This window comes from Actinoplanes sp. HUAS TT8, from assembly GCF_051380535.1.
Classification (GTDB): domain Bacteria; phylum Actinomycetota; class Actinomycetes; order Mycobacteriales; family Micromonosporaceae; genus Actinoplanes.
On sequence record NZ_CP195646.1, the window covers coordinates 10,454,125 to 10,475,771 of the forward strand.

Sequence of the window (21,647 nt, forward strand, 5' to 3'; positions counted from 1 at the left end):
GACAATGCTGGGTGGGCGGTAAGCCCCCATGGTTGGGGTGGGGAGGGTGTGTAGGGCGGGCCCGATGCTTAAGGGCGCAATGTCGGGATTTATCCCGACACGAAATCGTGCAGCCAATCCTGCGGGACCGGCTGGCCCGGCCCGACGCCGATCCGGCGCAGGGCCTCGCCCGGGCGGATGCCCAGCAACGCCAGGGTCATCGTCGCCAGCAGGGTCGTGCGGCCGAGCTCAGCACTGGACTGGGTGACCACGAATCGGCCGGAACGGACCTCCTGAGCGAGCCGGGTGGCCAGCGCGACCATCTCGGTGGCCTCTTTGCGCGGGGCCTTCTCGTCCGGGTCGGGGTAGTCGATCAGTTCGATCCCGGCGCTGTCGGCGGCGCCCGGTCGATGTCTCGCGCTGCACACCAGGATCTGGACGCCGGCTCGGGCCAGCGCTCCCATCTCGGCGGGCGACCACGGGTCGTCACGGGGGCGGGCCATGGTCGCCAATTGCCCTGGCCCCGGCCCCGCGATCACGTGGAGTGCTGGTCCCATGAACTGTTCGTCTCCCCTGCAAGGGCCGCGCTTGCCGCTCTCGGTGAATCTGGCTTACGCAGAGTAGGGTCACCCCCGGCATGCCCGCTAGCGAGAGGCGCAGAGAAGAGTGACAACCCCCCGGAAGACCCGTGTCGCGATCGTGTTCGGCGGGCGAAGCACTGAGCACGCCATTTCCTGCGTGAGCGCGGGGGCCATCCTGGGCGCCCTGGACCCGGATCAGTACGAGGCGGTCCCGGTCGGAATCACCCGTGAGGGTCGCTGGGTGCTGGCCGGCAACGACCCGTCCGAGCTCTCGATCGCGGAGCGGAAGCTGCCGGAGATCACCGCCGCGTCGGGCAGCGCGGTCGTGCTGGCCGCCGACCCGACGTCGACCGAGCTGATCGTGCGCGACCCGGCCGACGGCGTGTCCGAGCTGGCCGGTGTCGACGTGGTCTTCCCGGTGCTCCACGGGGCGTACGGGGAGGACGGCACGATCCAGGGGATGCTGGAGATGGCCGGGATCCCGTATGTGGGGGCGAACGTGTTCGCCTCGGCCGCGGCCATGGACAAGGAGTTCACCAAGAAGCTCGCGGCCGCCGAGGGCATCCCGGTCGGGCCGTACGTGGTGCTGCGGGCCGGTGTCTCGTTCTCGGAGGCGGACAAGGAGCGGCTGGGCCTGCCGGTCTTCGTGAAGCCGTCCCGGGCCGGCTCGTCCACCGGCATCACCAAGGTCACCGACTGGGCCGATCTGGAGTCGGCGATCGCGACGGCCCGCGAGATCGACCCGAAGGTGCTTGTCGAGGCCGCGATCGTCGGTCGTGAGATCGAGTGCGGGGTGCTCGAGGGTGAGGCCGGCGGGTCACCCGAGGCGTCGCTGCTGGCCGAGATCCACGTGGACGACGCCGACTGGTACGACTTCGAGACGAAGTACCTGGTGGGCAGCCGTTACACGATTCCGGCCGAGCTTCCGGCCGACATCTTCAAGAAGGTTCAGGAGTTCGCGCTGCGCACGTTCACCGCGCTGGACTGTGCCGGCCTGGCCCGGGTCGACTTCTTCGTGACGGCCGACGGCGAGATCTTCCTGAACGAGATCAACACGATGCCGGGGATGACGCCGACGTCGATGTTCCCGCAGATGTGGGCGGCCACCGGCCTGGAGTACCCGAAGGTGGTCGACCGTCTCATCCGCACGGCGCTGCGTCGCGGCACCGGCCTTCACTGACCGGGGTTGCACCCGCTCGGCACGCCCTCGGTGATCGACTTGTCGGTCTCCACCACGATGTCGGAGAACTCGTTGGCCCACTGGGCGCGGTTGTCGTAGGCCGTCGGGACCACCACCTGCACCGGGACCTCGCGGTCCATCGTGGTGAACGTGGTCCCGCCGGTCTTCTCCTGGTAGTACCAGCACACGCGGTTCATCAGCAGCAGGTCGGCGACCAGCGGCACGCACGTGCCGGACGTGTCGTCGACCGTCGCGCACATCCGGGGCTGGGCGACCCCGCAGGAGACGGTGAGCGGGGGCTCCCCGTAGGCCGCGTTCTGCTCCGGGCCGGTGCTGACCTTGCGGGCCGGCAGGTTCCGCACCTGGTTGGGCAGCTGAGAGGTGACCGCCAGGCAGACCTGGGCGGCCCGGGCGGACAGTTTCGGTGCGGCGACCTCGACCGCCGTGCTGGGCACGGCGATCGGGCCGCTCGCGGTCGGCGCCGGGTCGGCCTCCGGCGCCGTTGACTTGCTGATCTGCGAAAAAGCGACGAGCCCCACGATCAGAACGATCGGCACGGCCACCGCGGTCGCCCAGACGGCGGCGATCCGAGTGGTGTTGTCCGGCTTCTTGTCCCCCTGGGTGGGGGCGTCCTGAGGAGTGTCGACGTCGACCATGCTCAGAGGTTTACCACGGAGCATGTGAGGGTCCGGGTGATGCCCGGCACGTACTGGACCTTGCTCACAATCAGGCTGCCGAGCTCGTCCACGGTGTGGGCTTCGGTGAGCACGACCACGTCATAGGGGCCGGTCACCGCGTCGACACGGACGACCCCCGGTATTTTCTCGATCGCGGCGGCCACGTCACGGGCCTTCCCGACCTCCGTTTGAATGAGGATGTATGCCTGGACCACGATCGACTCCTATCCGCCACCGTCGGTGATCCCCGATCGTGAAACTACCGTACGAAGCGACCCGGCAGCGGGACGCCACCATCGAAGGGCGTGCACGTGAGCATCGCAGAGTCCGGTGAATTCGGACTAATAGGCCGAATCGTGTCGCGCCTCGGCGCGGGTTCGGCCACCCTGCTCGGTCCCGGCGACGACGCCGCCGTGGTGCGCGCGGCCGACGGCCGGGTGGTGGCGTCCACCGACGTGCTCGTCGAGGGCCGGCATTTCCGGCGTGACTGGTGCGGCCCGGTCGACGTCGGTCACCGCGCGGCGGCGGCGAATCTGGCCGACATCGCCGCCATGGGAGCCACTCCGACCGCGTTGCTCGTCGCGCTCTGCGTGCCCGGCACCCTGGAGGAGTCCTGGGCCGAGGGCCTGGCCGACGGCCTGACCGCTGAGGCGGCGCTCTGCGGGGCGAGCGTGGTCGGCGGGGACACGTCCTCCAGTCCGACGCTCACGGTCGCTGTGACGGCTCTGGGGGACCTGGGAGGCCTTGATCCGGTACGACGTAACGGGGCGCAGCCCGGCGACGTCCTGGCGCTCTCCGGGCGGATCGGGTACGCGGCCGCCGGGTACACCGTGCTGTCGCGCGGTTTCCGGACGCCGAAGATGCTCGTGGAGGCGTACCGGCGGCCCGAGGTGCGCTACGCGGCCGGCCCGGAGGCGGCCCGGCTCGGCGCGACCTCGATGATCGACGTGTCCGACGGCCTGCTGCAGGACGTCGGTCACCTGGCCTCGGCCAGCGTGGTCGGCATCGACATCCGGTCGGACGCGTTCGAGGTGCCCGATCAGATGCGGGACGCGGCCAAGGCGCTCGGGGTGGACCCGTACCAGTGGGTGCTGGCCGGTGGCGATGATCACCCGTTCGCCGCGACGTTCCCGGCCGGTACGCGGCTGCCCGGCGGCTGGCAGGAGATCGGCTCGGTGCACGACGGCACCGGCGTCACCGTGGACCGTAAGCCGTGGTCCGGGCCACTGGGGTGGGATCACTTCCGCTGACGCTGATTACGCTGGCGGGGTGGGACAGATCAAGATCAGATCGGCTCGTTTCGACGAGCCGGAGGTGGTGGAGCTGGTCGCGGAGAACATGCGCGACCTCTCCGAGCGGTATGGCGGCAGCGGCGACGACACCCCGATCGTCGCGGCCGACTTCCTGCCGCCCGACGGCGCCTTCCTCGTGGCCGTTCAGGACGACGGCGTGCTGGCCGGCAGCGCGGGCTGGCGGCGGCACGGGTCGGACGCCGAGCTCAAGCGGATGTTCACCCGGGCCGCGGCGCGCGGGCAGGGCGTGGCCCGGCGGATGCTGGCCGCTGTCGAGGAATCAGCACGCGAGGCCGGTTGCGAGCGGGTCATCCTCGAGACCGGGGACCGGCAGCCCGAGGCGATCGCGCTCTACGAGTCCGCGGGGTACGAGCGGATCGAGGACTTCGGCTACTACAAGGGGCATGCGGGCGTGTTGTCGTACGCGAAGAAGATCTGAGAAAGCAAGAAGCCGCCGGGTCGATGACTCGGCGGCTCCTCGGAAGCGAAAGCTCAGGCGCGGGTGACCTTGCCGGCCTTGATGCACGAGGTGCAGACCTGAAGCTTCTTGGTCGTCCCGCCACCGGCCGGGGTACGCACCGACTGGATGTTCGGGTTCCAGCGGCGGTTGGTCCGCCGGTGCGAGAAGGACACGTTGTGGCCGAAGCCCGGTCCCTTGCCACAGACGTCGCACACGCTAGCCACGGGATACTCCTGGGTTTGATTCGAAGATCTGAAGACGCCCAGGAGCAATACTCGCCAGGCAACCCGGCGAGCTTACCCGACTCGGGGGCCGGACAGCCAATCGCCCCCGGTCAGGGTGCGTACCCTGCGATTGTCAGGGGTGGTTAGTACGATTTTCGCGTGCTGGAGACCCTCGATGCCGCTGCCGTGCACCGCTGGTGCGACGGTGGGCTGGAGGCGCTCCGTGCCCACCAGCGTGAGATCGACGACCTGAACGTCTACCCCGTGCCCGACGGTGACACCGGGACCAACCTCGTGCTCACCCTCGCCGCGGCGCAGGAGGCGGTCGAGTCCGCCCTGCACGAGGAGCCGCGGACCCCGCTGGGCCGGCTGATGGGCCGGATGGCGCGCGGGGCCCTGCTCGGCGCCCGCGGCAACTCCGGGGTGATCGTGTCGCAGATCCTGCGCGGCATGGCCGACTCGTTCGCCACCGCGGTCACCGTCCGGGGCGGCGAGCTGGCCCGGGCGTTGCGCCAGGCCACCGACGCGGCCTACGGGGCGGTCGCCCGCCCGGTCGAGGGCACCGTGCTGTCGGTGGTCGCGGCCGCGGCCGAGGGGGCCGGGCGGATCAAGTCCGACAATCTGGTGGCCGTGGCGCGGGCGGCGGCTCGGGCGGCCGCGGAAGCGCTCGCGCGCACCCCGCAGCAGCTGCCGGTGCTGGCCCGGGCCGGGGTGGTGGATGCCGGCGGGCGAGGGCTCTGCGTGCTGCTGGACGCGCTGGTCGACACCGTGGAGGGCAGCGTGTTCGAGCAGCCGTTGTTGCCGGTGGTCACGCCGTCGCACAGGCACGACGAAGAAAAGAACTGCGAAGGCTTCGGGTACGAGGTGCAGTACCTGCTGGACGCCACCCCCGAGGCGGTCGAGAAACTTCGCACGACCCTGGCCGGGCTGGGGGAGTCGCTGGTCGTGGTCGGTACCGGGGACGGCACGTGGAACGTGCACGTTCACGTCGACGAGATCGGGCCGGCGATCGAGGCCGGCGTCGAGGCCGGGCGGCCGTACAAAATCAATGTCACCCCCCTGGAGGAGAAGCGGCCCGGCGCCGATTCGCGCGGCGCGGTCGTCGTCGCCGCCGGCGACGGGCTGACCGCGCTGTTCGAGGCCGAGGGCGCGGTGGTCGTCGACCGGAATCCGTCCACCGCCGAGATGCTGGCCGCCGTCCACGCGTGCGGCGCCTCGGCCGTGGTCCTGCTGCCCAACGACGCGAACACGCAGGCCGTCGCCGTCTCCGCGGCCCGCGAGGCCGAGGCGGCCGGTGTCCGGGTCAGCGTGGTCCCGACCCGCTCCCCGGTGCAGGCCCTGGCCGCTCTCGCCGTGCGCGACCACGGCCGCCCGTTCGCCGACGACGTGATCGCGATGGCCGAGGCCGCCGGCGCATGTCGGTACGGCGAGGTCTGCACCGCCCAGCGCGACGCGCTCACGGTCGCCGGCCCGTGCCGCGCCGGTGATCTGCTCGGCCTGGTCGACGGCGAGGTGCACGTGATCGGCCGCGACCTGGCCGACGTCAGCCACCGTCTGCTCGACCGGATGCTCGGCGGCGGCGGCGAGCTGGTCACCCTGGTCCTCGGCGCCGACGCCTCCCCGGATCTGGAGGAGGACCTGCGTGGTCACGTGCACCGCACCTGGCCGTTCATCGAGTTGCAGTGCTACGCGGGCGGTCAGCCCCGTTATCACCTGTTGGCAGGAGTCGAATGACCACGACCGAGAATCCGGTGACCAGGGTCACGACGGACGTCCCGCTGACCAAGGTGCTCGGCGCGCGTACGGCCAAGGCCCTGGCCGAACATCTCGACCTGCACACCGCGGGCGACCTGATCTACCACTTCCCCCGGCGCTACGACGAGCGCGGCGAGCACACCGACCTGCGTCAGCTGGAGGTCGGTGAGCAGGTCACGGTGCTGGCCCAGGTGCAGGGGATCGGTGTCAAACCGATGCGCCAGCGCAAGGGCAACATGCTCGAGGTCACCATCGGCGACGGCTCCGGGGCGACGCTGACCTGCACGTTCTTCAACCAGGCGTGGCGCGAGCGGGAGCTGACCCGGGGCCGCTGGGGGCTGTTCGCCGGCAAGGTGACCGAGTTCCGCGGCAAGCGGCAGCTCAACGGTCCGGCCTATCAGCTGCTCAAGGCCGACGCGACGCAGGACGAGGCGGCCGAGGAGATCGAGGAGTTCGCCGGCGCCCTGATCCCGGTCTACCCGGCCGCGCAGGCGGTGCCGACCTGGACGATCGCCAAGTGCGTGCGGACCCTGCTGGACGTGTTCGACCCGCCGGCCGACCCGATGCCGGCGTCGGTGCGGGCCGCACGGAATCTGGTCGGCATCGGCACCGCCCTTCGGGAGATCCACCGGCCCACCTCCGAGGCCACCCTGTACTCGGCCAAGCACCGTCTGAAGTGGGACGAGGCGTTCGCCGTGCAGCTGACCCTGGCGCAACGCCGGGCCCGGGCGGCGGCCGCGCCCGGCACCGCCCGCCCCCGCGCCGAGGGCCGGCTGCTGGACCGGTTCGACGCCGCTCTGCCGTACGAGTTGACCGAGGGCCAGGCGTCGGTCGGTGAGGAGATCGCCGCCGACCTGGGCCGCGCCCACCCGATGCACCGGCTGCTGCAGGGCGAGGTCGGCTCCGGCAAGACGCTCGTCTCGGTGCGCGCGATGCTGCAGGTGGTGGACGCGGGCGGCCAGGCCGCGCTGCTCGCCCCGACCGAGGTCCTGGCCACCCAGCACTTCCGCGGGATCAGCGGGCAGCTCGGCGCCCTGGGCCGGGCCGGCGAGCTCGACGGCGATCCCGAGGGGACGCAGTTGACCCTGGTCACCGGCTCGCTGGGGGCCGCGGCCCGGCGTGCGGCGCTGGCCAAGGTCGCCGACGGGACCGCCGGCATCGTCGTCGGGACACACGCTTTGCTGTACGAGGGGGTCGACTTCAAGGATCTCGGCCTGGTGGTCGTGGACGAGCAGCACCGGTTCGGGGTCGAGCAGCGGGATGCGTTGCGGGCCAAGGCCGCCCGCCCGCCGCACGTGCTGGTGATGACCGCGACGCCGATCCCGCGCACGGTCGCCATGACCGTCTACGGCGACCTGGAGACGTCCGTGCTCTCGCAGCTGCCGCGCGGGCGCTCGCCGATCGCCTCGCACGTGATCCCGGCCCTGGAGAAGCCGGCCTATCTGGACCGGGCCTGGAAACGGGTGAAGGAGGAGGTCGCGGCCGGCCATCAGGCGTACGTGGTGTGTCCCCGCATCGGCGAGGGCCCGGAATCCTCGTTCGACGACGGCGATGCGCCACCGCCCGAGACCGAATCGGCCCGGCGCCCGCCGCTGGCCGTGACCGAGGTGCTGCCGGCCCTGCGCGATCACTACCTCAAGGGTCTGCGCATCGAGATGCTGCACGGCAAGATGCCGCCCGAGGAGAAGGACGCGGTGATGCGCGCGTTCGCCGCCGGTGACGTGGACGTGCTGGTCGCGACCACGGTGATCGAGGTCGGCGTCGACGTGCCGAACTCCACCGTCATGATCATCATGGATGCCGACCGGTTCGGCGTCTCCCAGCTGCATCAGCTGCGCGGCCGGGTCGGCCGGGGTTCCGCGCCCGGCGTCTGCCTGCTGCACACCGAGGCCGTGGAGGGCTCGGCCGCCCGGGAACGGCTCGACGCGGTCGCCTCCACCACCGACGGCTTCAAACTCTCCGAGATCGACCTGGAGCAGCGGCGGGAGGGCGACGTGCTCGGCGCGTCCCAGTCCGGCAAACACTCCCACCTGCGGCTGCTCTCGCTGCTGCGGGACGAGAAGCTGATCAAGGAGGCCCGGGTCGAGGCGGCGTCCCTGGTCGGCGACGACCCCGACCTGACCGCCCATCCGGCCCTGGCCGCCTCGGTCACCGCGCTGGTCGACGAGGACCGCGCCGAATTTTTGGAAAAGGGATGATCTTCCACCTCTGCCCACGTTCCGTGTGGGAATCAGTTTCGGACAGTTACTCCGGCGACACGCTGGCGACCGAGGGCTTCATCCACTGCTCCGACCCGGAATGGGTCCACGTGCCGGCCACGCTGTTCTACCGCGGGCGCACCGACCTCGTCCTGCTGGAGATCGACCCGGACCGGGCCGGCGTGCCGGTGATCTGGGAGGACGGAAGCCCGCCGGACCCTTCGGGCCGGCAATTCCCGCATGTGTACGGGGTTCTCCCCGTCTCGTCGGTCGTCGCCGTCCACGAGTACCAGCCGCGGCCCGACGGGTCGTTCCCGGCATGGAAGAGGGGCGCCGACCGTTAGGTCGACGCCCCTCGTTCAGGGCCTACCGGCTATCAGGCCTTGAAGTTGAGCTTGCGGCGGCGGGCCATGAAGAACAGGCCGGCCCCGACGATCAGGAGCACGACCGCCCCACCCGCGATGGTGCTGGAGTTCGAGCCGGTCAGCGCCAGGGCGCCACCCTCGCTCGGGCTGGTGCTCGGGGTCCCGGTGCCCGGGGTCTCCGAGGCCGGGGTGGACGCGGTGACCGACGGCGACGGCGAGGCCGACGACGAGGTGCTGGTGCCCGGGTTCGGGTTCTTGGTGCAGGTCTCCGGCGCGGTCCACTTGACGTCGCCGTTCAGGCCCAGGAAGTCACCGGTCACGGCGACGGTCAGGCCCTCGGTGCCCGGGAAGGTCACGGTCTTGGTCTCGCCGGCCTTGACGGTGACGGTCTGGGCCTCGCCCTTGTTCGGGGTGAAGGTGCCGGTCAGCGACGCGGCGCCGTTCTCCGGGTTGGTCAGGGTGAAGATCAGGGAGTCACAGGTGGTGTCGATCTTCGTGACCGGCTTGCCGACCTCGGGCTGCTCGCAACCCTCGGGCTTGGTCCAGGAACCGGAGTACAGAACCTCGCCGCCGGCCGTCACCTTGATGTTCTTGGCGTTGGCGGCCGGGATCGTGACGTCGTCCTTGGTGTTCTTCTTGACGACCCGGCTCTGCTTGAAGTCGCCGTCCGCGGTGATGTCGAACCGCACGCTGGTGACGCTGGCGTCCCGGTTGATCAGGGACAGCTTCACGTTGCCGGCGCAGTCCGAGATCGTCTCGACGGCCGGTTCGGCGGTGCAGGTGCCGTTCTTGTAGTCCCCGTTGTTGCCGTTCCACCAGGCGTTCTGCGGCTGGTTGGCGGCCGGCGCGGACTGCGAGCCGGGCGCGGCCGGGCTGCCGACCTTGGCGTTGTTGTAGCGGTCGCTCTTGTCGGTCAGCGGGTTGATGACCTTGTCACCGAAGACGAAGTCGACCTGGGTGAAGCAGGTCGGGACCTCGACCTTGAAGTCGAGCCGCAGCTCGCCCTTGTCGTTCGGCTTCGAGTCGGCGGTGAAGTACTGGGTGTCGCTGTCCAGCACGTACTGCGGCAGCGAGAACGAGGCCGACGGCGCGGTGTAGGACACCAGCGTGAGCGGGACCTGCTGGTTCTCACAGATCGGGCCGTTCAGCAGCTTGATGCTGGCGGTGCCGGCCGGGCCGTTGAAGCTGTGCTCGAACTTGGCGTTGGCGCCCGGGACACAGGGGCCCTCGACGGAGGCGGCGTGCGCCGGGGAGGCGAACGTGCCCAGGCTCAGAAGGGCGCCGACTGCGAGGACCGCGGCCTGGCGCAGGCGGGGGGTGAACTTCATTCGTGCTCCTGCTACGTGGGGGACGGTAAGGGGCGCGCCAACCCGAGTCGACGCGCCCCTTGCTGCTAGCGGTGATGCACCCGAGTTATCAGGCGGTGAAGCGGACCTTGCGGCGGCGGGCCATGAAGAACAGGCCGGCACCGATGAGCAGGACCAGAACGGCGCCACCGGCGATCGTGCTGCTGTTGGAACCGGTCAGCGCGAGCTGGTCACAGTCGGCCGGGGCGGTGTAGGCGATCGTGCCGGCCTCGTCCTCGTAGCCCTTCGGGGTCGCGGTGACCTTCAGGCCCTTGGAAGCGGGGAAGTCGACGGTCTTGGTCTCGCCCGGAGCGGCCGTGACGGTCTTGCTGTCGCCCGTGGACGGCTTGAAGGTGACCGTCAGGGACTCCTTCCAGTCCGCCGGAACCTCGACGCCGACGGTGAAGGTGTCACACGTCGCGTCGTAGACGAACTGCGGCTCGGTGAGAACCGGGTTCTCCGGGGTCGTGGTGGCGCTGTTGGACGGCACGGCCGACGAGGCCGGGGCCGAGGACGCCGGAGCGGAAGAAGCCGGGGCCGAGGACGCCGGGGCCGACGAGGCCGGAGCCGAGGACGCCGGAGCGGAGGAGGCCGGGGCCGACGAGGCCGGAGCCGAGGAGGGCGGGGTGGAGGACGGCGGCGTCGAGTGCGGCGGCTGGTCCTTGCAGATCTCGCGCGACTTCTTGGACTCGGTGAAGGTGGAGCCCTTGAAGTAGTCGCCCCACTGGCCGGTGACCTTCAGTGTCGCCGTGTCGGCGTCGGCGGCGATGACCTGCTTGGCCGTGAGGGTCGTCCAGTTGTTGAGCTTGTCGCCGACGTTGATGCCGGTGAAGCTGATCGTGCCCGTGTTGCCCTGATCCGGCGTGTATTCCACCGCGGAGACGCTGCCCGGGCCGAGCTCGTTGTCGCTGGCCTTGACCTTCCAGGTCACAGTCCACGAACCGTCGTCGTTGACACACTGAGAGTTATCGTTGGACTCGGGGTGGCAAGCCAGGGCGGGCATGGCGGAGCTCAGCACGCCAACGAGGCCAAGGGCCGCGCCGGCAACAACCGTGCCGGCTCGGCGGGACGAGGACTTGAACAGGTTCACGCGCTTACTCCTGGGAACGGGGTCAGGAAGAAAAAGTGCGTGTGGGAAAGCCACGTGACATCGGCCACTCGCTATGTAAAAACGGCGAGGGCTGCGACGACGCCTCCCCACGTCGCCTGCGGACGGTCCCAGAAGGACTGCCGCAACAGCGCCTGACCCTAGCCACTTCCCGCTGTCAAAGAAACGTCTCAGCGTCACATAAGGGTCTTGTTATGAACCCGTGATCTTTTTTCACTGCAACGGGACGGTCCCGTTGCGCGTAGTGCCTGTGACGAGGGAATTGTTTACGCGCTGGTGGCCGTTTGGTTGGGGTGCACTAGCGTCGAGGGCGATGACGAGGATTATCGCCGGGGCACATGGCGGGCGGCGTCTGTCCGTTCCGTCCGGTGTGCACACCCGGCCCACATCTGACCGGGTTCGCGAGGCGTTCTTCAGCACCCTCGAGACGATGACGGATCTGTCCGGTGCGCGGTTCGCCGACCTTTATGCCGGATCCGGCGCGGTCGGCCTGGAGGCGTTGTCCCGCGGTGCCGATCACGTCCTTCTGGTCGAAGCGGACACCAAGGCGGCCCGCGTTGTCCGTGACAATGTGGTCGCTCTCCGTGTCGTCCCGGCCGCCCGGGTCGTCACCGGAAAGGTGGTCCAGGTTCTGGCCGATCCTCCGGACGGGGGACCGTACGACGTGGTCTTCGCCGACCCGCCGTACGCGCTGGGCAGTGACGAGATCGACGCTGTGCAACAACAGCTGATGGCCAACGGCTGGCTGGCCCCGGATGCCGTGCTGGTGTTCGAGCGTTCCACCCGATCGACTCGCAGAGAGCCGCTGACCTGGGTGGACGGTGTCGTCGAGGACCGCACCCGGCGGTACGGCGAGACCACCCTTTGGTACGGTCGCCGATCATGAGACGTGCGGTGTGTCCCGGCTCCTTCGACCCGGTCACGAACGGTCACATCGACATCGTCGGGCGGGCCAGCCGGCTGTTCGACGAGGTCATCGTCGGAGTTCTGATCAATCAGTCGAAGTCCGGCATGTTCACTGTCGACGAGCGGCTGGAGATGCTCAGTGAGGTGACCGCCCCGTACAAAAATGTCCGGGTCATGGCCTTTCACGGGCTCCTCGTGGACTTCTGCCGTGATCAGGGCGCCGAGGTGGTGGTCAAGGGCATCCGCGCGGTCAGCGACTTCGACTACGAGTTGCAGATGGCGCAGATGAACATCGGGCTCTCCGGTGTGGAGACACTGTTCATGCCGACCAACCCGTTGTACTCGTTCGTGTCGTCCAGCCTGATCAAGGACGTGGTCAAGTGGGGTGGGGACGCCTCGGCGTACCTGCCGGACCCGGTGCTCGCGCGGTTGGTCAACCGGCTGAAGCAGAATTAGGAGCCCCCGGCGCGCCGAATACCGGCGGGGCGGCGGCACAGTAACGTGATCGCACCACGCTGGGTGGCGGTTCGACGACGGGAGTGAGACACCGGTGGATCCGCTCGACCGTATCGACGAGCTCATCGAGCACGTCCAGGACGCGCGTTCGGTTCCGATGTCGCGGACGAACTTCATGTTCGACCGCGGCGAGATGATCGAGCGGTTGGAGGAGCTCCGCGCCGAGCTCCCCTCCGAGCTGCGCAAAGCAGCCGCCGTCCTGGACGAGCGGGACCGGATCATCGAGGCCGGTCGTCGCGAGGCGGACCGGATCGTCAGCGAGGGTGAGGCCGAGCACGCCCGCCTCGTCTCGGTGAACGAGATCACCGTCTCGGCCGAGCACGAGGGCGCCCGGATCATCGCCGAGGCCCGGGGCGAGGCCCAGCGCCTGCGCGAGGAGGTCGACGACTACGTCGACACCGCGCTGGCCAACTTCGAACAGTTCCTGACCAGGGCGCTGGCGTCGATCGAGCGCGGCCGTGACAAGATGCACGCGCTCCGCGAGATCGGAACCTTCCAGGGCGAGGACGCCGAGCGGCCGTTACCGTTTTAACCAGGCCGATTCGACGACATCCAGCAAGCTCAGGTAATGTTTTCGGCTGGCCTACCCACGGCTGAGGAACATGATGCCCAAGTCACCGCAGAGTCACCTGAATCCCAGGCAGCCGCTGGTCGTCGACACGACGAAACTACCCCGGCAGCCTGGTGCGACGCGTGCCCTGAAACGGGTGGTGCCGGCGCCGGCGGACCTCAACCTGGAGTTGATCTCGATCCCGGAAGGGTCCGACCTCGAGCTCGATCTGAGCATGACGTCGGTCTCCGAGGGGGTCTATGTCAGCGGCACCGTGCGCGGCTCGCTCAAGGGCGAGTGCGGCCGGTGCCTCAACGAGATCGACAGCTCGTTCGCGGTGTTCCTCAAGGAGATGTATGCCTACGAGGACAGCACCACGGAGGAGACCACCGACGAGGACGAGGTGGGCCGGATGCAGGGCGACCTGTTCGACCTGGAACCGGCGGTGCGGGACGCGGTGGTGCTGACCCTGCCGACCAACCCCCTCTGCCGCCCGGACTGCCCAGGGCTGTGCCCCGAGTGTGGGGTGCACTTCGACGACCTTCCGGCTGACCACAGCCACGAGGAAATCGATGCCCGCTGGGCCGCTCTCCGTGGCCTTACCGACGCCGAGCAGCCCGACGCACAGCCGCAAGACCCGCAGAAAAACAAGGAGTAGGAACCGTGGCCGTCCCCAAGCGCAAGATGTCGCGCAGCAACACCCGCTCGCGCCGGGCGAACTGGAAGGCGACCGCGGTCTCGACCGTGGCCTGCCCCCAGTGCAAGTCGCCGAAGCTGCCGCACACCGCTTGCTCGGTCTGCGGCACCTACAACGGCCGTCAGGTCCTCGAGGTCTGACGTCGCCGAGTGACACGCCCGATTATCGGGCGGGTCGTACCCGAGCAGTGGCGTTCCACCGGTGTCCCGGTTCCCCGTAGGGAGCCGGGCACCGCGCGGATCGCCGTCGACCTCCTCGGCGGGGACCATGCTCCCGCCGTCGTGGTTGACGGCGCTCTGCGTGCCATCGATGACGATCCGGCCCTGCACCTGACTCTCGTCGGCCCGGCTGATGCCGCCGACGCGGTGCTCGACGCCCTTGAACCGGCGCAGCGCCACCGCATCACCGTCGTTCCCGGCGGCACCGCCGCCGAGGCCGTCGCCGCGGGCCACGCCGACGGCCTGATCTCCGCGGGCGACACCGCCGTGACCGTCGTCTCGGCCGCGCGGGCCCTGGGCCGTTGGCCCGGCATCCGCCGCCCTCCGCTCGCCGCCGTGCTGCCCACCGCCGCCGGCCGTCTCGTGCTGCTCGACGTGGGTTCCTCCGTCGACCCGGACGCGGAGACCCTGGCCATGCACGCCCGGCTGGGTGCCGCCTACGCGGCCGCCGTTCACGATCTCGCCGATCCGCGGGTCGGGCTGCTCACCATCGGCACCGAGCGGGGCAAGGGCGACCGTCTGCGCCGGGCCGCCGCGCAGCTGCTGGAAGAACTGCCGCTCCGATACGTGGGCCTGGTCGAGGGCAGCGATGTCGTGCTCGGCGCCGCCGCTGACGTCGTGGTCACCGACGGTTTCACCGGGAATGTCCTCCTGAAGGCGCTCGAAGCGGCCCACGGAGTCACAGCGCTTCAAGCGGGTCGCGGACTCAACCCCGTCGCGGCGGCCCCCGGAGTGAAAAAAGCGGACGAAACCCGCGCGGCTGTCCTGCTCGGTGTCACCGGCCTGGTCGTGGTCTGCCACGGCGCGGCCACCGGCGCCGAGCTCGCGGAAAGCATCGCCTTCACCGCTGAACTGCACCGCCGCGCCGCGCTCGCGGCGATCGTCACAATGCTGAAGTACAACGAGGTATCGCATGAATGACAAGCGCCGCCGTCCCCCCACCCTCCCCCTGGAAGAGGCCTTCGGTATCCCGTTCGCGCCGGAGATGCTCGAACGGGCGCTCACCCACCGCTCGTACGCGTACGAGAACGGTGGACTCCCCACCAACGAGCGCCTGGAGTTCCTGGGCGACTCGGTGCTCGGCGTGGTCATCACGTCCGCGCTGTTCCACAACCACCCCGACCTGCCCGAGGGTCAGCTGGCCAAGTTGCGGGCCAGCGTCGTCAACATGCACGCGCTGGCCGACGTGGCCCGCGGCCTGGGTGATGACGGTCTCGGCCCGCACCTGCTGCTCGGCAAGGGCGAGGAGACCACCGGCGGCCGGGACAAGGCCAGCATCCTGGCCGACACCCTGGAGGCCCTGCTCGGCGCGATCTACCTGGAGCACGGCCTGGAAACGGCCGGCGAGGTGATCCACCGGCTGTTCGACCCGCTGATGGCCGAGTCGGCCGGCCGGGGCGCCGCGCTGGACTGGAAGACCAGCCTGCAGGAGCTGACCGCCGCGCTCGGGCTGGGTGTGCCCGACTACGTGATCGAGGACTCCGGGCCCGACCACGCGAAGACGTTCACCGCCTGGGTGGTGGTGGCCGGCGTCCGCTACGGCGGGTCCGACGGCCGCAGCAAGAAGCAGGCCGAGCAGCGTGCGGCCGCGGCCGCCTGGCGGACCCTCACCGATCGGAACGAGGCCGATGTCGACGACAAGCCCGAGTGAGACGGTGGCGGCGACCCCGGACGAGACCGAGCCCGGGGAGCCGCTGTGGGAGAAGGCCGGCGGCGGTCGCGGGGTCGCCGTCGCGGTCGGGCTCCTCGCGCTGACCCGGGTTGCCCAGCTGCTGATGATCTGGTGGCTGGGCGGCGCCTCGACGTCGAACGGTGGCGTCTGGCAACGGCTGCTGGTGTGGGACGGCGGCTGGTTCCTGCGGGTGGCCATGAACGGGTACCCGCACGGCTACACGTACGACGACAACCACGTCCTGCAGGCCAACGAGCTGGCCTTCTTCCCGCTGTACCCGATGCTGATCCGCGGTGTCACCCTGCTCGGCGTCGCGCCCGGGGTCGCCGCCGTCGGGGTGGCCTGGGTCGCCTCGATCGGGGCGGCGATCGCGCTGCACCTGCTCGGCACCAGCCTCTACGGCAAGCGGGCGGGGTGGGCTCTGGTCGCGATCTGCTGCTCGGCGCCGGTCTCCGTGGTGCTGTCCATGGCGTACTCGGAAAGCCTGTTTCTCGCTCTTGTCGCCGGCATGCTGGTGGCCGCGCATCGGCGGGCCTGGCTGCCGGCCGCTCTGCTGGGTCTGGGCTGTGCGCTGACCCGGCCGACCGGTGCCGCGGCGGCGCTCGCCCTGGGGGTCGCCGCGCTGATGGCCCTGCGCGACTCGCCCAACAAGATCAAACCGCTGGCGGCGGCGGCGACCGCGCTGGCCGGCGTGCCGCTGTTCCTGGGCTGGGTCGGCTGGCGGGTCGGCGACTGGGGTGCCTGGTTCAAGATCCAGACTGCCGGTTGGGGCACGTCGTTCGACTACGGCAGCAGCACGATCGCCTTCCTCGACGACACGTTCACCGGCGGCGACGGCTGGGTGCAGGTCAGCGTCGGGCTGATCCTGCTGGCCGCGCTGGCCGCGGCCGGGGTCGCCCTGGCCCAGAAACCGTGGCTGCCGCTGGCGGTCTACGGGGTGGTGGCCATGATCCTGGTCTACGGCCAGGCCGGCTTCTACCATTCCAAGCCGCGGCTGCTGCTGCCCGTACTGTTGACGCTGCTGCCGTCGGTGGTCGCCGCCGCCCGCGCCCGCCCCCGGGTCGCGATCCTGGCGATCTCCGCGTGGGCCGCCTTCGGCCTCTGGTACGGCGCCTACCTGATCACCATCTGGCCATACACCATGTGAGGAATCCCCCCGTTGCCCGAGCTACCCGAGGTCGAGACCGTCCGGATGGGCCTGGCCAAGTGGGTCACCGGCCGCACCATCGCCGCGGTCGAGGTGCACCACCCGCGCGCTATCCGCCGCCATCTCCCCGGCGACGCGCACTTCATCGCCATGCTCACCGGCCGGACCGTTCTCGACGTGTCCCGCCGCGGAAAATACCTGTGGCTGCCACTCGACTCGGGCGACTCGATCATCGCCCACCTGGGGATGAGCGGTCAGCTCCTGATGCAGCCGGCCACCGCCGAGGACGAGAAGCACCTGCGCGTGCGGTTCGCGTTCACCGACGACGGGCCGCAGCTGCGCTTCGTCGACCAGCGCACCTTCGGCGGCCTGTCGATCTCCGAGGGCGGCGCCGAACTCCCCGACGAGATCTCGCACATCGCCCGCGACCCGATGGATCCGCTCTTCGACGACGCCGCGTTCTCGGCCCGGCTGCGCGGCCGGCACACCGAGATCAAACGGGCGCTGCTCGACCAGACGCTGATCTCCGGGATCGGCAACATCTACGCCGACGAGGCACTGTGGCGGGCCAAGCTGCACGGCACCCGCCCCACCGACAAACTGACCAAGCCGGCGGTCGAGCGGCTCCTGGCCCACGTGCGCGACGTGCTGTCCGAGGCGATCGTGGCCGGCGGGACGAGCTTCGACGAGCTCTACGTCAACGTCAACGGCGAGAGCGGCTACTTCGACCGGTCGCTCAACGCCTACGGCCGCGAGGGCGAACCCTGCAAGCGCTGCGGCGCGATCATGCGTCGCGAGAGCTTCATGAACCGCTCTTCCTTCAGCTGCCCCCACTGCCAACCAAAACCCCGCTGATCGGGTACGGCCACAGCCCCGGTCCCGCCTCGCGCGCCCGCGACCCCCGCCGCACTCCAGGCTCCGGCCGCGCCTCCCGCCCCCGGCTGGCACTGAGGGCTGTATCGGCGGCCCCGGGACAGCCGTGAGCACCAGCTGACCCCTCTCGGCCGGCGGTCACGGCTGTTCTCGGCTCCCGGCCCAGCCGTGAGCGCCGGCTGGGGGTGGGGCGCGAGGTGACCCGGGGTGGTGGCCACCTCGCGCCGGTGGGTGGACAGGGGACCGGGCACCGGCCGTACGGGAAAATCAATCGGCGCTGTGGGCGCCGCCTCCCGGAGCCCCGGCCGGGCTCAGTTCCGGGCTCGCATCGGTGGCCAGGCCGAAGCCGGCGCCACGACGGCCCATCAACCGGCGGGCGGCCGTGAGTAGCCCGGACGGGACACCGTGGACGAGGTGGCCGTCGCCCGGGCGGGTGCCGTCGCCGTCCCAGCTCTGGTAGGCCGACCACGGCCCCTCGAACGTGCAGATCCGCACCCCCAGCTCGCGGTAGAGCGGATGCGTCGGCACACCCGGGTTGAGCACGACCCGGTGCAGCCCGCGCCGCGCCGCCAGGCGGACGGTCAGCGCGACCGGGCCGACCCCGCCCGACCCGGCCGGGGCCCGGTCCAGGAACAGGCCCTCGACACCGTCGGCCCGCCACGCGTCCACGTCGGCGAGCACGTCGGCCAGCGAGCGGCTGCCCCAGTCCAGGTCGATCCGGCCGAGCGACTGGTGCAGGCTGCTGCGGTCGCCCGGCTGTTCCCGGACGATCCAGGTGTCGGCGTCCAGCTCCAGGTCGGGGCCGGGGTGGGCGTACGGGGGGAACAGGGTCTTCACGGAGTCCTCCGGAGATCGGCGGCGGTCAGGGCGACGATGAGAAGGCCGGCCACGTGCGTCGCGGCCAGCACGGCGACGGCCAGCGGCAGCGGGCCGGCGTCCGGCTGCGGGAGCAGCGGCAGGGCCACGGTGGCCAGTGGCGGCGCGGTCGACAGGGTCGCGGCGATCCCGGTCCGCGACCGCGCGGCCAGCAGGAACGTGATCGCGAAGACCCCGCCGAGCAGGGTCCCGGCGGCCAGCGCGAGCACGGCCGACTGGGTCGTGCCGAGATGGCTCAGTTGGTACGGCAACTGGTACGCGGCCAGCGCCAGCGCCCCACCCGCGGCCAGCGGCGGCAGCAGCCCGGCCAGCGTGATCACGGTGACGTTACGGACGTGCCGGTCCAGGTCGGCGACGGTCCGGGCCGAGTCCAGCCCGGCGTCGATGCGGGCCGTGTGCCAGCCGATCAGCGCCTCCAGCATCGGGATCGCCAGCAGCAGCGGCAGCGCGACCAGGGCCGGCGTCACCCCCGGGCCGGAGCGCCAGAGCAGGGCCACGCAGAGCGCCTGGGAGGCGCCGACGACCAGGTACGCCAGTCCGCGCCGGCGTTCCACGGCGGTGAGCCGGGGGATCGGGCACTCGCGGCCCAGCAGGACGGCCGGACGGAATGCCCGGACCAGCACCGCCACGACCGCGGCGGGCAGCAGGGTCTCCACCGGGACGTGATGCGCCCAGGACGCCCCGGCCTGGCCGGCCAGCGCGGCACCGGCCAGCAGCCAGCAGGGCACGTACCAGCGGATCACGGCGCTCTCCGAGCGACTGACCAGCGCCGCGGTCACCGTGGCGAGCGTGACCAGGCCACCGGCGCCGACCGACGCGGCCATCAGACGGTCCGGGCCGAGCAGCGAGGCCGGGGCGACCCAGACCAGCGCGCACCACAGCGCGGTGACGGCGGCGAATCCGGCCCCGATCAGCCGTACCGCGGCCTCCGGCCCGGCCAGCCGCGCGACCGTGACCCCGACACTGGTCAGGGCCTGGGCGGCGGCCCAGCCGAACAGCAGGGCGGCCGCGGGGACCGGCCAGGCGACCCGGCCGAGCACACCGACCCCGGCGATGGCGACGCTGAGCGGGCCGAGGTAGAGCAGGCAGCGCAGGATCACCGGGAGCAGGAACAGGCGACGCTTGGGCGCCTCCTCCGGCTGCTCGGTGTCGCCGGTGCCGGTGGTGGCGCTGTCGCCGTCTCCGGTGATCGTGCTCAGCCAGCGGCTCTTGGCGCGACGGTTGGTGCGGATCTCGGTGCCGGGCTCGCGGTCGCCGTCGGAGAACGCCTTCCAGGCGGCTTCGGCGCCCGGGCTCAGCTCGGCCTCGTTCCCGAACGGATTCTCGTCCGCCTCGGCCTGGGCCTCCGCCTGGGCCGCCGCCGTTGTCTGGGCCGCCGTCGTCACGGAGCCGCCGTCCGAGTCGGTTGAACTCCAGCCGGCGTCCGATGCGGTCCCGGTCCACGCCGCGTCTGCCTCGGTCCCGGTCCACGCCGCATCCGACTCGGTCGCAGTCCACGCCGCGTCCGACTCGGTCGTGGCCCAGGCCACCTCGGGCTCGGCTGTGCTCCAGCCGGCATCGGGCTCGGCCTCGGCCCATGCCGGGTCCGACCCGGTCGAGCTCCACGCGGCGTTCGGCTCGGCGGTGTTCCAAGCCGCGCCCGCGTCCGGCTGGGCCTGCGGGTGTGCCGCCTCGCCCGAGAGCGACGCGGAGTCGTGCCACGAGTGACCGGCGGTGTCCGGATACTCAGTGCTTTGAGGATAGTCCGCGTCCGGCGAGTACTCAGCGGCCTGTGGATAACCCGTTCGCCCGGCCGCCTGCGGATACTCGATCGGCCGCGAGTAGTCGCTGTTCCGCGGATAGGGAGCGTTGGTCCACGCCGCGGGCTCGTTACGGTCGAACTCGGTGGGCCGCGGCCGCTTCCGGTTCACCACCCGCCCCGGACGATCGAGACCGGTTGCGCCCATCCCGAAGTCCGCCGGAGCCACGTCCGGCCCCCGCTTGCGCCACCCGCGCCGGCCCCGGCGCCCGTCCTCGTCCGGAAGCGGCTGCGCCGCATTCCGATCCCATTCCGCCCAAGGTCGGCGGTCACCTTCCGCGATGCGGTGGTCCGGCTCCACGATTTGCGCGTACGGCGTTCTGTCCCACCCCGGGCCGTCCCCGCCCCGGTCCACGGGCGCCGCCGGTTCCTCCCACGGCGTGGCGTCGGGTTCGACCTCGTCCGGCTGCGTGGCCAGCGCCCGCGCCAGCCCGGCGAACAGCAGCGTCTCGGCGGTCCCGTCGATCGGCGAGCGCGGTTCCTGGGCGTGCCGCCCCGGCGCCGTACCGAAGAGGAACGTCTCGGTCAGCGGGGTGACCTCCCGCCGGACCGGCGGGGTCGCGCGATGGTCCTCGGCCGCCTCGCCCCAGTTCCGCGGCCGGGTGAACAGGATCGTCTCCGCCGCGGGAGCCGGATCCACCGCCTGCTCGAACGCAGCCGGCGCCAGCTCGGGAAACAGGGCCGACGGAGCGGTCAGCGCGGTCTCGGAAGGGCCGAACCCGACGTCCGGCGTGGTGAACCCGGTCTCGGACGCGCCGAACCCGGTGCCGGACGTGGTGAACGCGGTTCCCGGTGCGCTCCCCGGCAGATCGGCGCTGGCCAGCTCGGCCGCCGTCAGCGTCACCCGCGGGAACAGCCCGGACTCGGCCGGCTCGGGTTCGTCGTCGAAGGTCGGCCGCACGAACAGCAGGGTCTCCGCGACCGCGGTCTCCCGCTCGGAGTCCGACATCACCTCGTAGAGCCGGGCGCCCAGCCCGTCGGTCTCGGTCGACACCGCCCCGGCTCGGGGTTCGGCGTGCTCCGCCCGTACGTCATCGAATTCGTCGGCGAACCGCCCACCCGGACCCTCGGCCGGATGCCGGGTGTTGCGGCGCCGCGCAGCGGGCGCCTCCTCGAACGCCGGAGCGTTCGCGGCATGCCGGGGCTCGCCCGGCTGCGGACGACGCCGGCGGCTGCGCGACGAACTCCGCGCGGTGCCGGAAGTCCCACGTGGGGGAATGATGGTCATT

23 protein-coding genes are annotated in these 21,647 nt (G+C 71.0%); 15 read left to right on the forward strand and 8 right to left on the reverse strand.

Annotation, left to right across the window (positions count from 1 at the left end):
• Positions 1 to 89: 89 nt before the first annotated feature.
• The gene (locus tag ACSHV8_RS46735) at positions 90 to 482 is read right to left on the reverse strand and encodes a hypothetical protein (protein WP_436526938.1); all 393 of its coding nucleotides are present in this window, start codon (positions 480 to 482) and stop codon (positions 90 to 92) included.
• 163 nt (positions 483 to 645) lie between these two features.
• Here ACSHV8_RS46735 and ACSHV8_RS46740 point away from each other — a divergent pair, with 163 nt between their 5' ends.
• Positions 646 to 1,740: a D-alanine--D-alanine ligase family protein gene (locus ACSHV8_RS46740; protein ID WP_436526939.1), complete on the forward strand. Its 1,095-nt coding sequence runs from the start codon at positions 646 to 648 to the stop codon at positions 1,738 to 1,740.
• Here the strand turns inward: ACSHV8_RS46740 and ACSHV8_RS46745 are convergent.
• Positions 1,734 to 2,396 (reverse strand): DUF3515 family protein, encoded by a 663-nt coding sequence (locus ACSHV8_RS46745; protein ID WP_436526940.1) that lies wholly within the window; start codon positions 2,394 to 2,396, stop codon positions 1,734 to 1,736. The genes ACSHV8_RS46740 and ACSHV8_RS46745 overlap by 7 nt on opposite strands.
• Before the next feature lie 2 nt (positions 2,397 to 2,398).
• Positions 2,399 to 2,632, reverse strand: coding sequence for an Lrp/AsnC family transcriptional regulator (locus ACSHV8_RS46750; RefSeq protein ID WP_067685920.1), 234 nt, complete (start codon positions 2,630 to 2,632; stop codon positions 2,399 to 2,401).
• Positions 2,633 to 2,728: 96 nt separating this feature from the next.
• On the opposite strand from ACSHV8_RS46750, the gene ACSHV8_RS46755 reads away from it, so the two are divergent.
• The gene (locus ACSHV8_RS46755) at positions 2,729 to 3,667 is read left to right on the forward strand and encodes a thiamine-phosphate kinase (protein ID WP_436526941.1); all 939 of its coding nucleotides are present in this window, start codon (positions 2,729 to 2,731) and stop codon (positions 3,665 to 3,667) included.
• A 19-nt stretch (positions 3,668 to 3,686) separates the two neighbouring features.
• Positions 3,687 to 4,148, forward strand: a complete 462-nt coding sequence (locus tag ACSHV8_RS46760; RefSeq protein ID WP_436526942.1) for a GNAT family N-acetyltransferase — start codon at positions 3,687 to 3,689, stop codon at positions 4,146 to 4,148.
• A 53-nt stretch (positions 4,149 to 4,201) separates the two neighbouring features.
• Here the strand turns inward: ACSHV8_RS46760 and rpmB are convergent, their stop codons facing one another.
• Positions 4,202 to 4,393: a 50S ribosomal protein L28 gene (gene rpmB / locus ACSHV8_RS46765; RefSeq protein ID WP_089010699.1), complete on the reverse strand. Its 192-nt coding sequence runs from the start codon at positions 4,391 to 4,393 to the stop codon at positions 4,202 to 4,204.
• Between the two features lie 159 nt (positions 4,394 to 4,552).
• Here rpmB and ACSHV8_RS46770 point away from each other — a divergent pair, with 159 nt between their 5' ends.
• From ACSHV8_RS46770 to ACSHV8_RS46780, 3 genes are read left to right on the forward strand one after another with little or no spacing between them, the layout of a single operon-like run.
• The gene (locus tag ACSHV8_RS46770; protein WP_436526943.1) at positions 4,553 to 6,127 is read left to right on the forward strand and encodes a DAK2 domain-containing protein; all 1,575 of its coding nucleotides are present in this window, start codon (positions 4,553 to 4,555) and stop codon (positions 6,125 to 6,127) included.
• On the forward strand, positions 6,124 to 8,346 hold the full coding sequence (gene recG / locus ACSHV8_RS46775; protein WP_436526944.1) for an ATP-dependent DNA helicase RecG: 2,223 nt from the start codon (positions 6,124 to 6,126) through the stop codon (positions 8,344 to 8,346). Before ACSHV8_RS46770 ends, recG begins: the two co-directional genes overlap by 4 nt.
• A gap of 23 nt (positions 8,347 to 8,369) precedes the next feature.
• Positions 8,370 to 8,690: a DUF952 domain-containing protein gene (locus ACSHV8_RS46780; protein ID WP_436526945.1), complete on the forward strand. Its 321-nt coding sequence runs from the start codon at positions 8,370 to 8,372 to the stop codon at positions 8,688 to 8,690.
• Between the two features lie 32 nt (positions 8,691 to 8,722).
• Here the strand turns inward: ACSHV8_RS46780 and ACSHV8_RS46785 are convergent, their stop codons facing one another.
• Together ACSHV8_RS46785 and ACSHV8_RS46790 are read right to left on the reverse strand one after the other, a co-directional pair.
• Positions 8,723 to 10,039 carry an LAETG motif-containing sortase-dependent surface protein gene (locus ACSHV8_RS46785; protein ID WP_436526946.1) on the reverse strand — a complete coding sequence of 439 codons (1,317 nt, stop codon included), beginning with the start codon at positions 10,037 to 10,039 and terminating at the stop codon, positions 8,723 to 8,725.
• A gap of 88 nt (positions 10,040 to 10,127) precedes the next feature.
• On the reverse strand, positions 10,128 to 10,988 hold the full coding sequence (locus ACSHV8_RS46790; RefSeq protein WP_436526947.1) for an LAETG motif-containing sortase-dependent surface protein: 861 nt from the start codon (positions 10,986 to 10,988) through the stop codon (positions 10,128 to 10,130).
• A gap of 490 nt (positions 10,989 to 11,478) precedes the next feature.
• Between ACSHV8_RS46790 and rsmD the strand changes: the two genes are divergently transcribed.
• The 9 genes from rsmD to mutM all read left to right on the forward strand — a co-directional run bounded on the left by rsmD (position 11,479) and on the right by mutM (position 17,726).
• The gene (gene rsmD / locus ACSHV8_RS46795; protein ID WP_436526948.1) at positions 11,479 to 12,051 is read left to right on the forward strand and encodes a 16S rRNA (guanine(966)-N(2))-methyltransferase RsmD; all 573 of its coding nucleotides are present in this window, start codon (positions 11,479 to 11,481) and stop codon (positions 12,049 to 12,051) included.
• Entirely contained in the window at positions 12,048 to 12,527 is a 480-nt protein-coding gene (gene coaD / locus ACSHV8_RS46800; RefSeq protein WP_436526949.1) for a pantetheine-phosphate adenylyltransferase, read from the forward strand. The genes rsmD and coaD overlap by 4 nt, the downstream gene beginning before the upstream one ends.
• Positions 12,528 to 12,621: 94 nt before the next feature.
• The gene (locus ACSHV8_RS46805) at positions 12,622 to 13,119 is read left to right on the forward strand and encodes a hypothetical protein (protein ID WP_203745514.1); all 498 of its coding nucleotides are present in this window, start codon (positions 12,622 to 12,624) and stop codon (positions 13,117 to 13,119) included.
• A 73-nt stretch (positions 13,120 to 13,192) separates the two neighbouring features.
• Positions 13,193 to 13,795, forward strand: coding sequence for a YceD family protein (locus ACSHV8_RS46810; protein ID WP_436526950.1), 603 nt, complete (start codon positions 13,193 to 13,195; stop codon positions 13,793 to 13,795).
• A gap of 5 nt (positions 13,796 to 13,800) precedes the next feature.
• Positions 13,801 to 13,974, forward strand: coding sequence for a 50S ribosomal protein L32 (rpmF, locus tag ACSHV8_RS46815; protein WP_014694262.1), 174 nt, complete (start codon positions 13,801 to 13,803; stop codon positions 13,972 to 13,974).
• 24 nt (positions 13,975 to 13,998) lie between these two features.
• Positions 13,999 to 14,973: a phosphate acyltransferase PlsX gene (locus ACSHV8_RS46820; RefSeq protein WP_436537278.1), complete on the forward strand. Its 975-nt coding sequence runs from the start codon at positions 13,999 to 14,001 to the stop codon at positions 14,971 to 14,973.
• Positions 14,966 to 15,703, forward strand: coding sequence for a ribonuclease III (rnc, locus tag ACSHV8_RS46825; RefSeq protein WP_436526951.1), 738 nt, complete (start codon positions 14,966 to 14,968; stop codon positions 15,701 to 15,703). Before ACSHV8_RS46820 ends, rnc begins: the two co-directional genes overlap by 8 nt.
• Positions 15,681 to 16,871 carry a mannosyltransferase family protein gene (locus ACSHV8_RS46830; RefSeq protein WP_436526952.1) on the forward strand — a complete coding sequence of 397 codons (1,191 nt, stop codon included), beginning with the start codon at positions 15,681 to 15,683 and terminating at the stop codon, positions 16,869 to 16,871. The genes rnc and ACSHV8_RS46830 overlap by 23 nt, the downstream gene beginning before the upstream one ends.
• Positions 16,872 to 16,883: 12 nt before the next feature.
• Positions 16,884 to 17,726 carry a bifunctional DNA-formamidopyrimidine glycosylase/DNA-(apurinic or apyrimidinic site) lyase gene (mutM, locus tag ACSHV8_RS46835; RefSeq protein ID WP_436526953.1) on the forward strand — a complete coding sequence of 281 codons (843 nt, stop codon included), beginning with the start codon at positions 16,884 to 16,886 and terminating at the stop codon, positions 17,724 to 17,726.
• A 285-nt stretch (positions 17,727 to 18,011) separates the two neighbouring features.
• Here the strand turns inward: mutM and ACSHV8_RS46840 are convergent, their stop codons facing one another.
• A complete protein-coding gene (locus tag ACSHV8_RS46840) occupies positions 18,012 to 18,581 on the reverse strand; it encodes a spherulation-specific family 4 protein (RefSeq protein ID WP_436526954.1) in 570 nt (189 codons plus the stop codon).
• The gene (locus tag ACSHV8_RS46845) at positions 18,578 to 21,646 is read right to left on the reverse strand and encodes a hypothetical protein (RefSeq protein ID WP_436526955.1); all 3,069 of its coding nucleotides are present in this window, start codon (positions 21,644 to 21,646) and stop codon (positions 18,578 to 18,580) included. The genes ACSHV8_RS46840 and ACSHV8_RS46845 overlap by 4 nt, the downstream gene beginning before the upstream one ends.
• Position 21,647 lies beyond the last annotated feature (1 nt).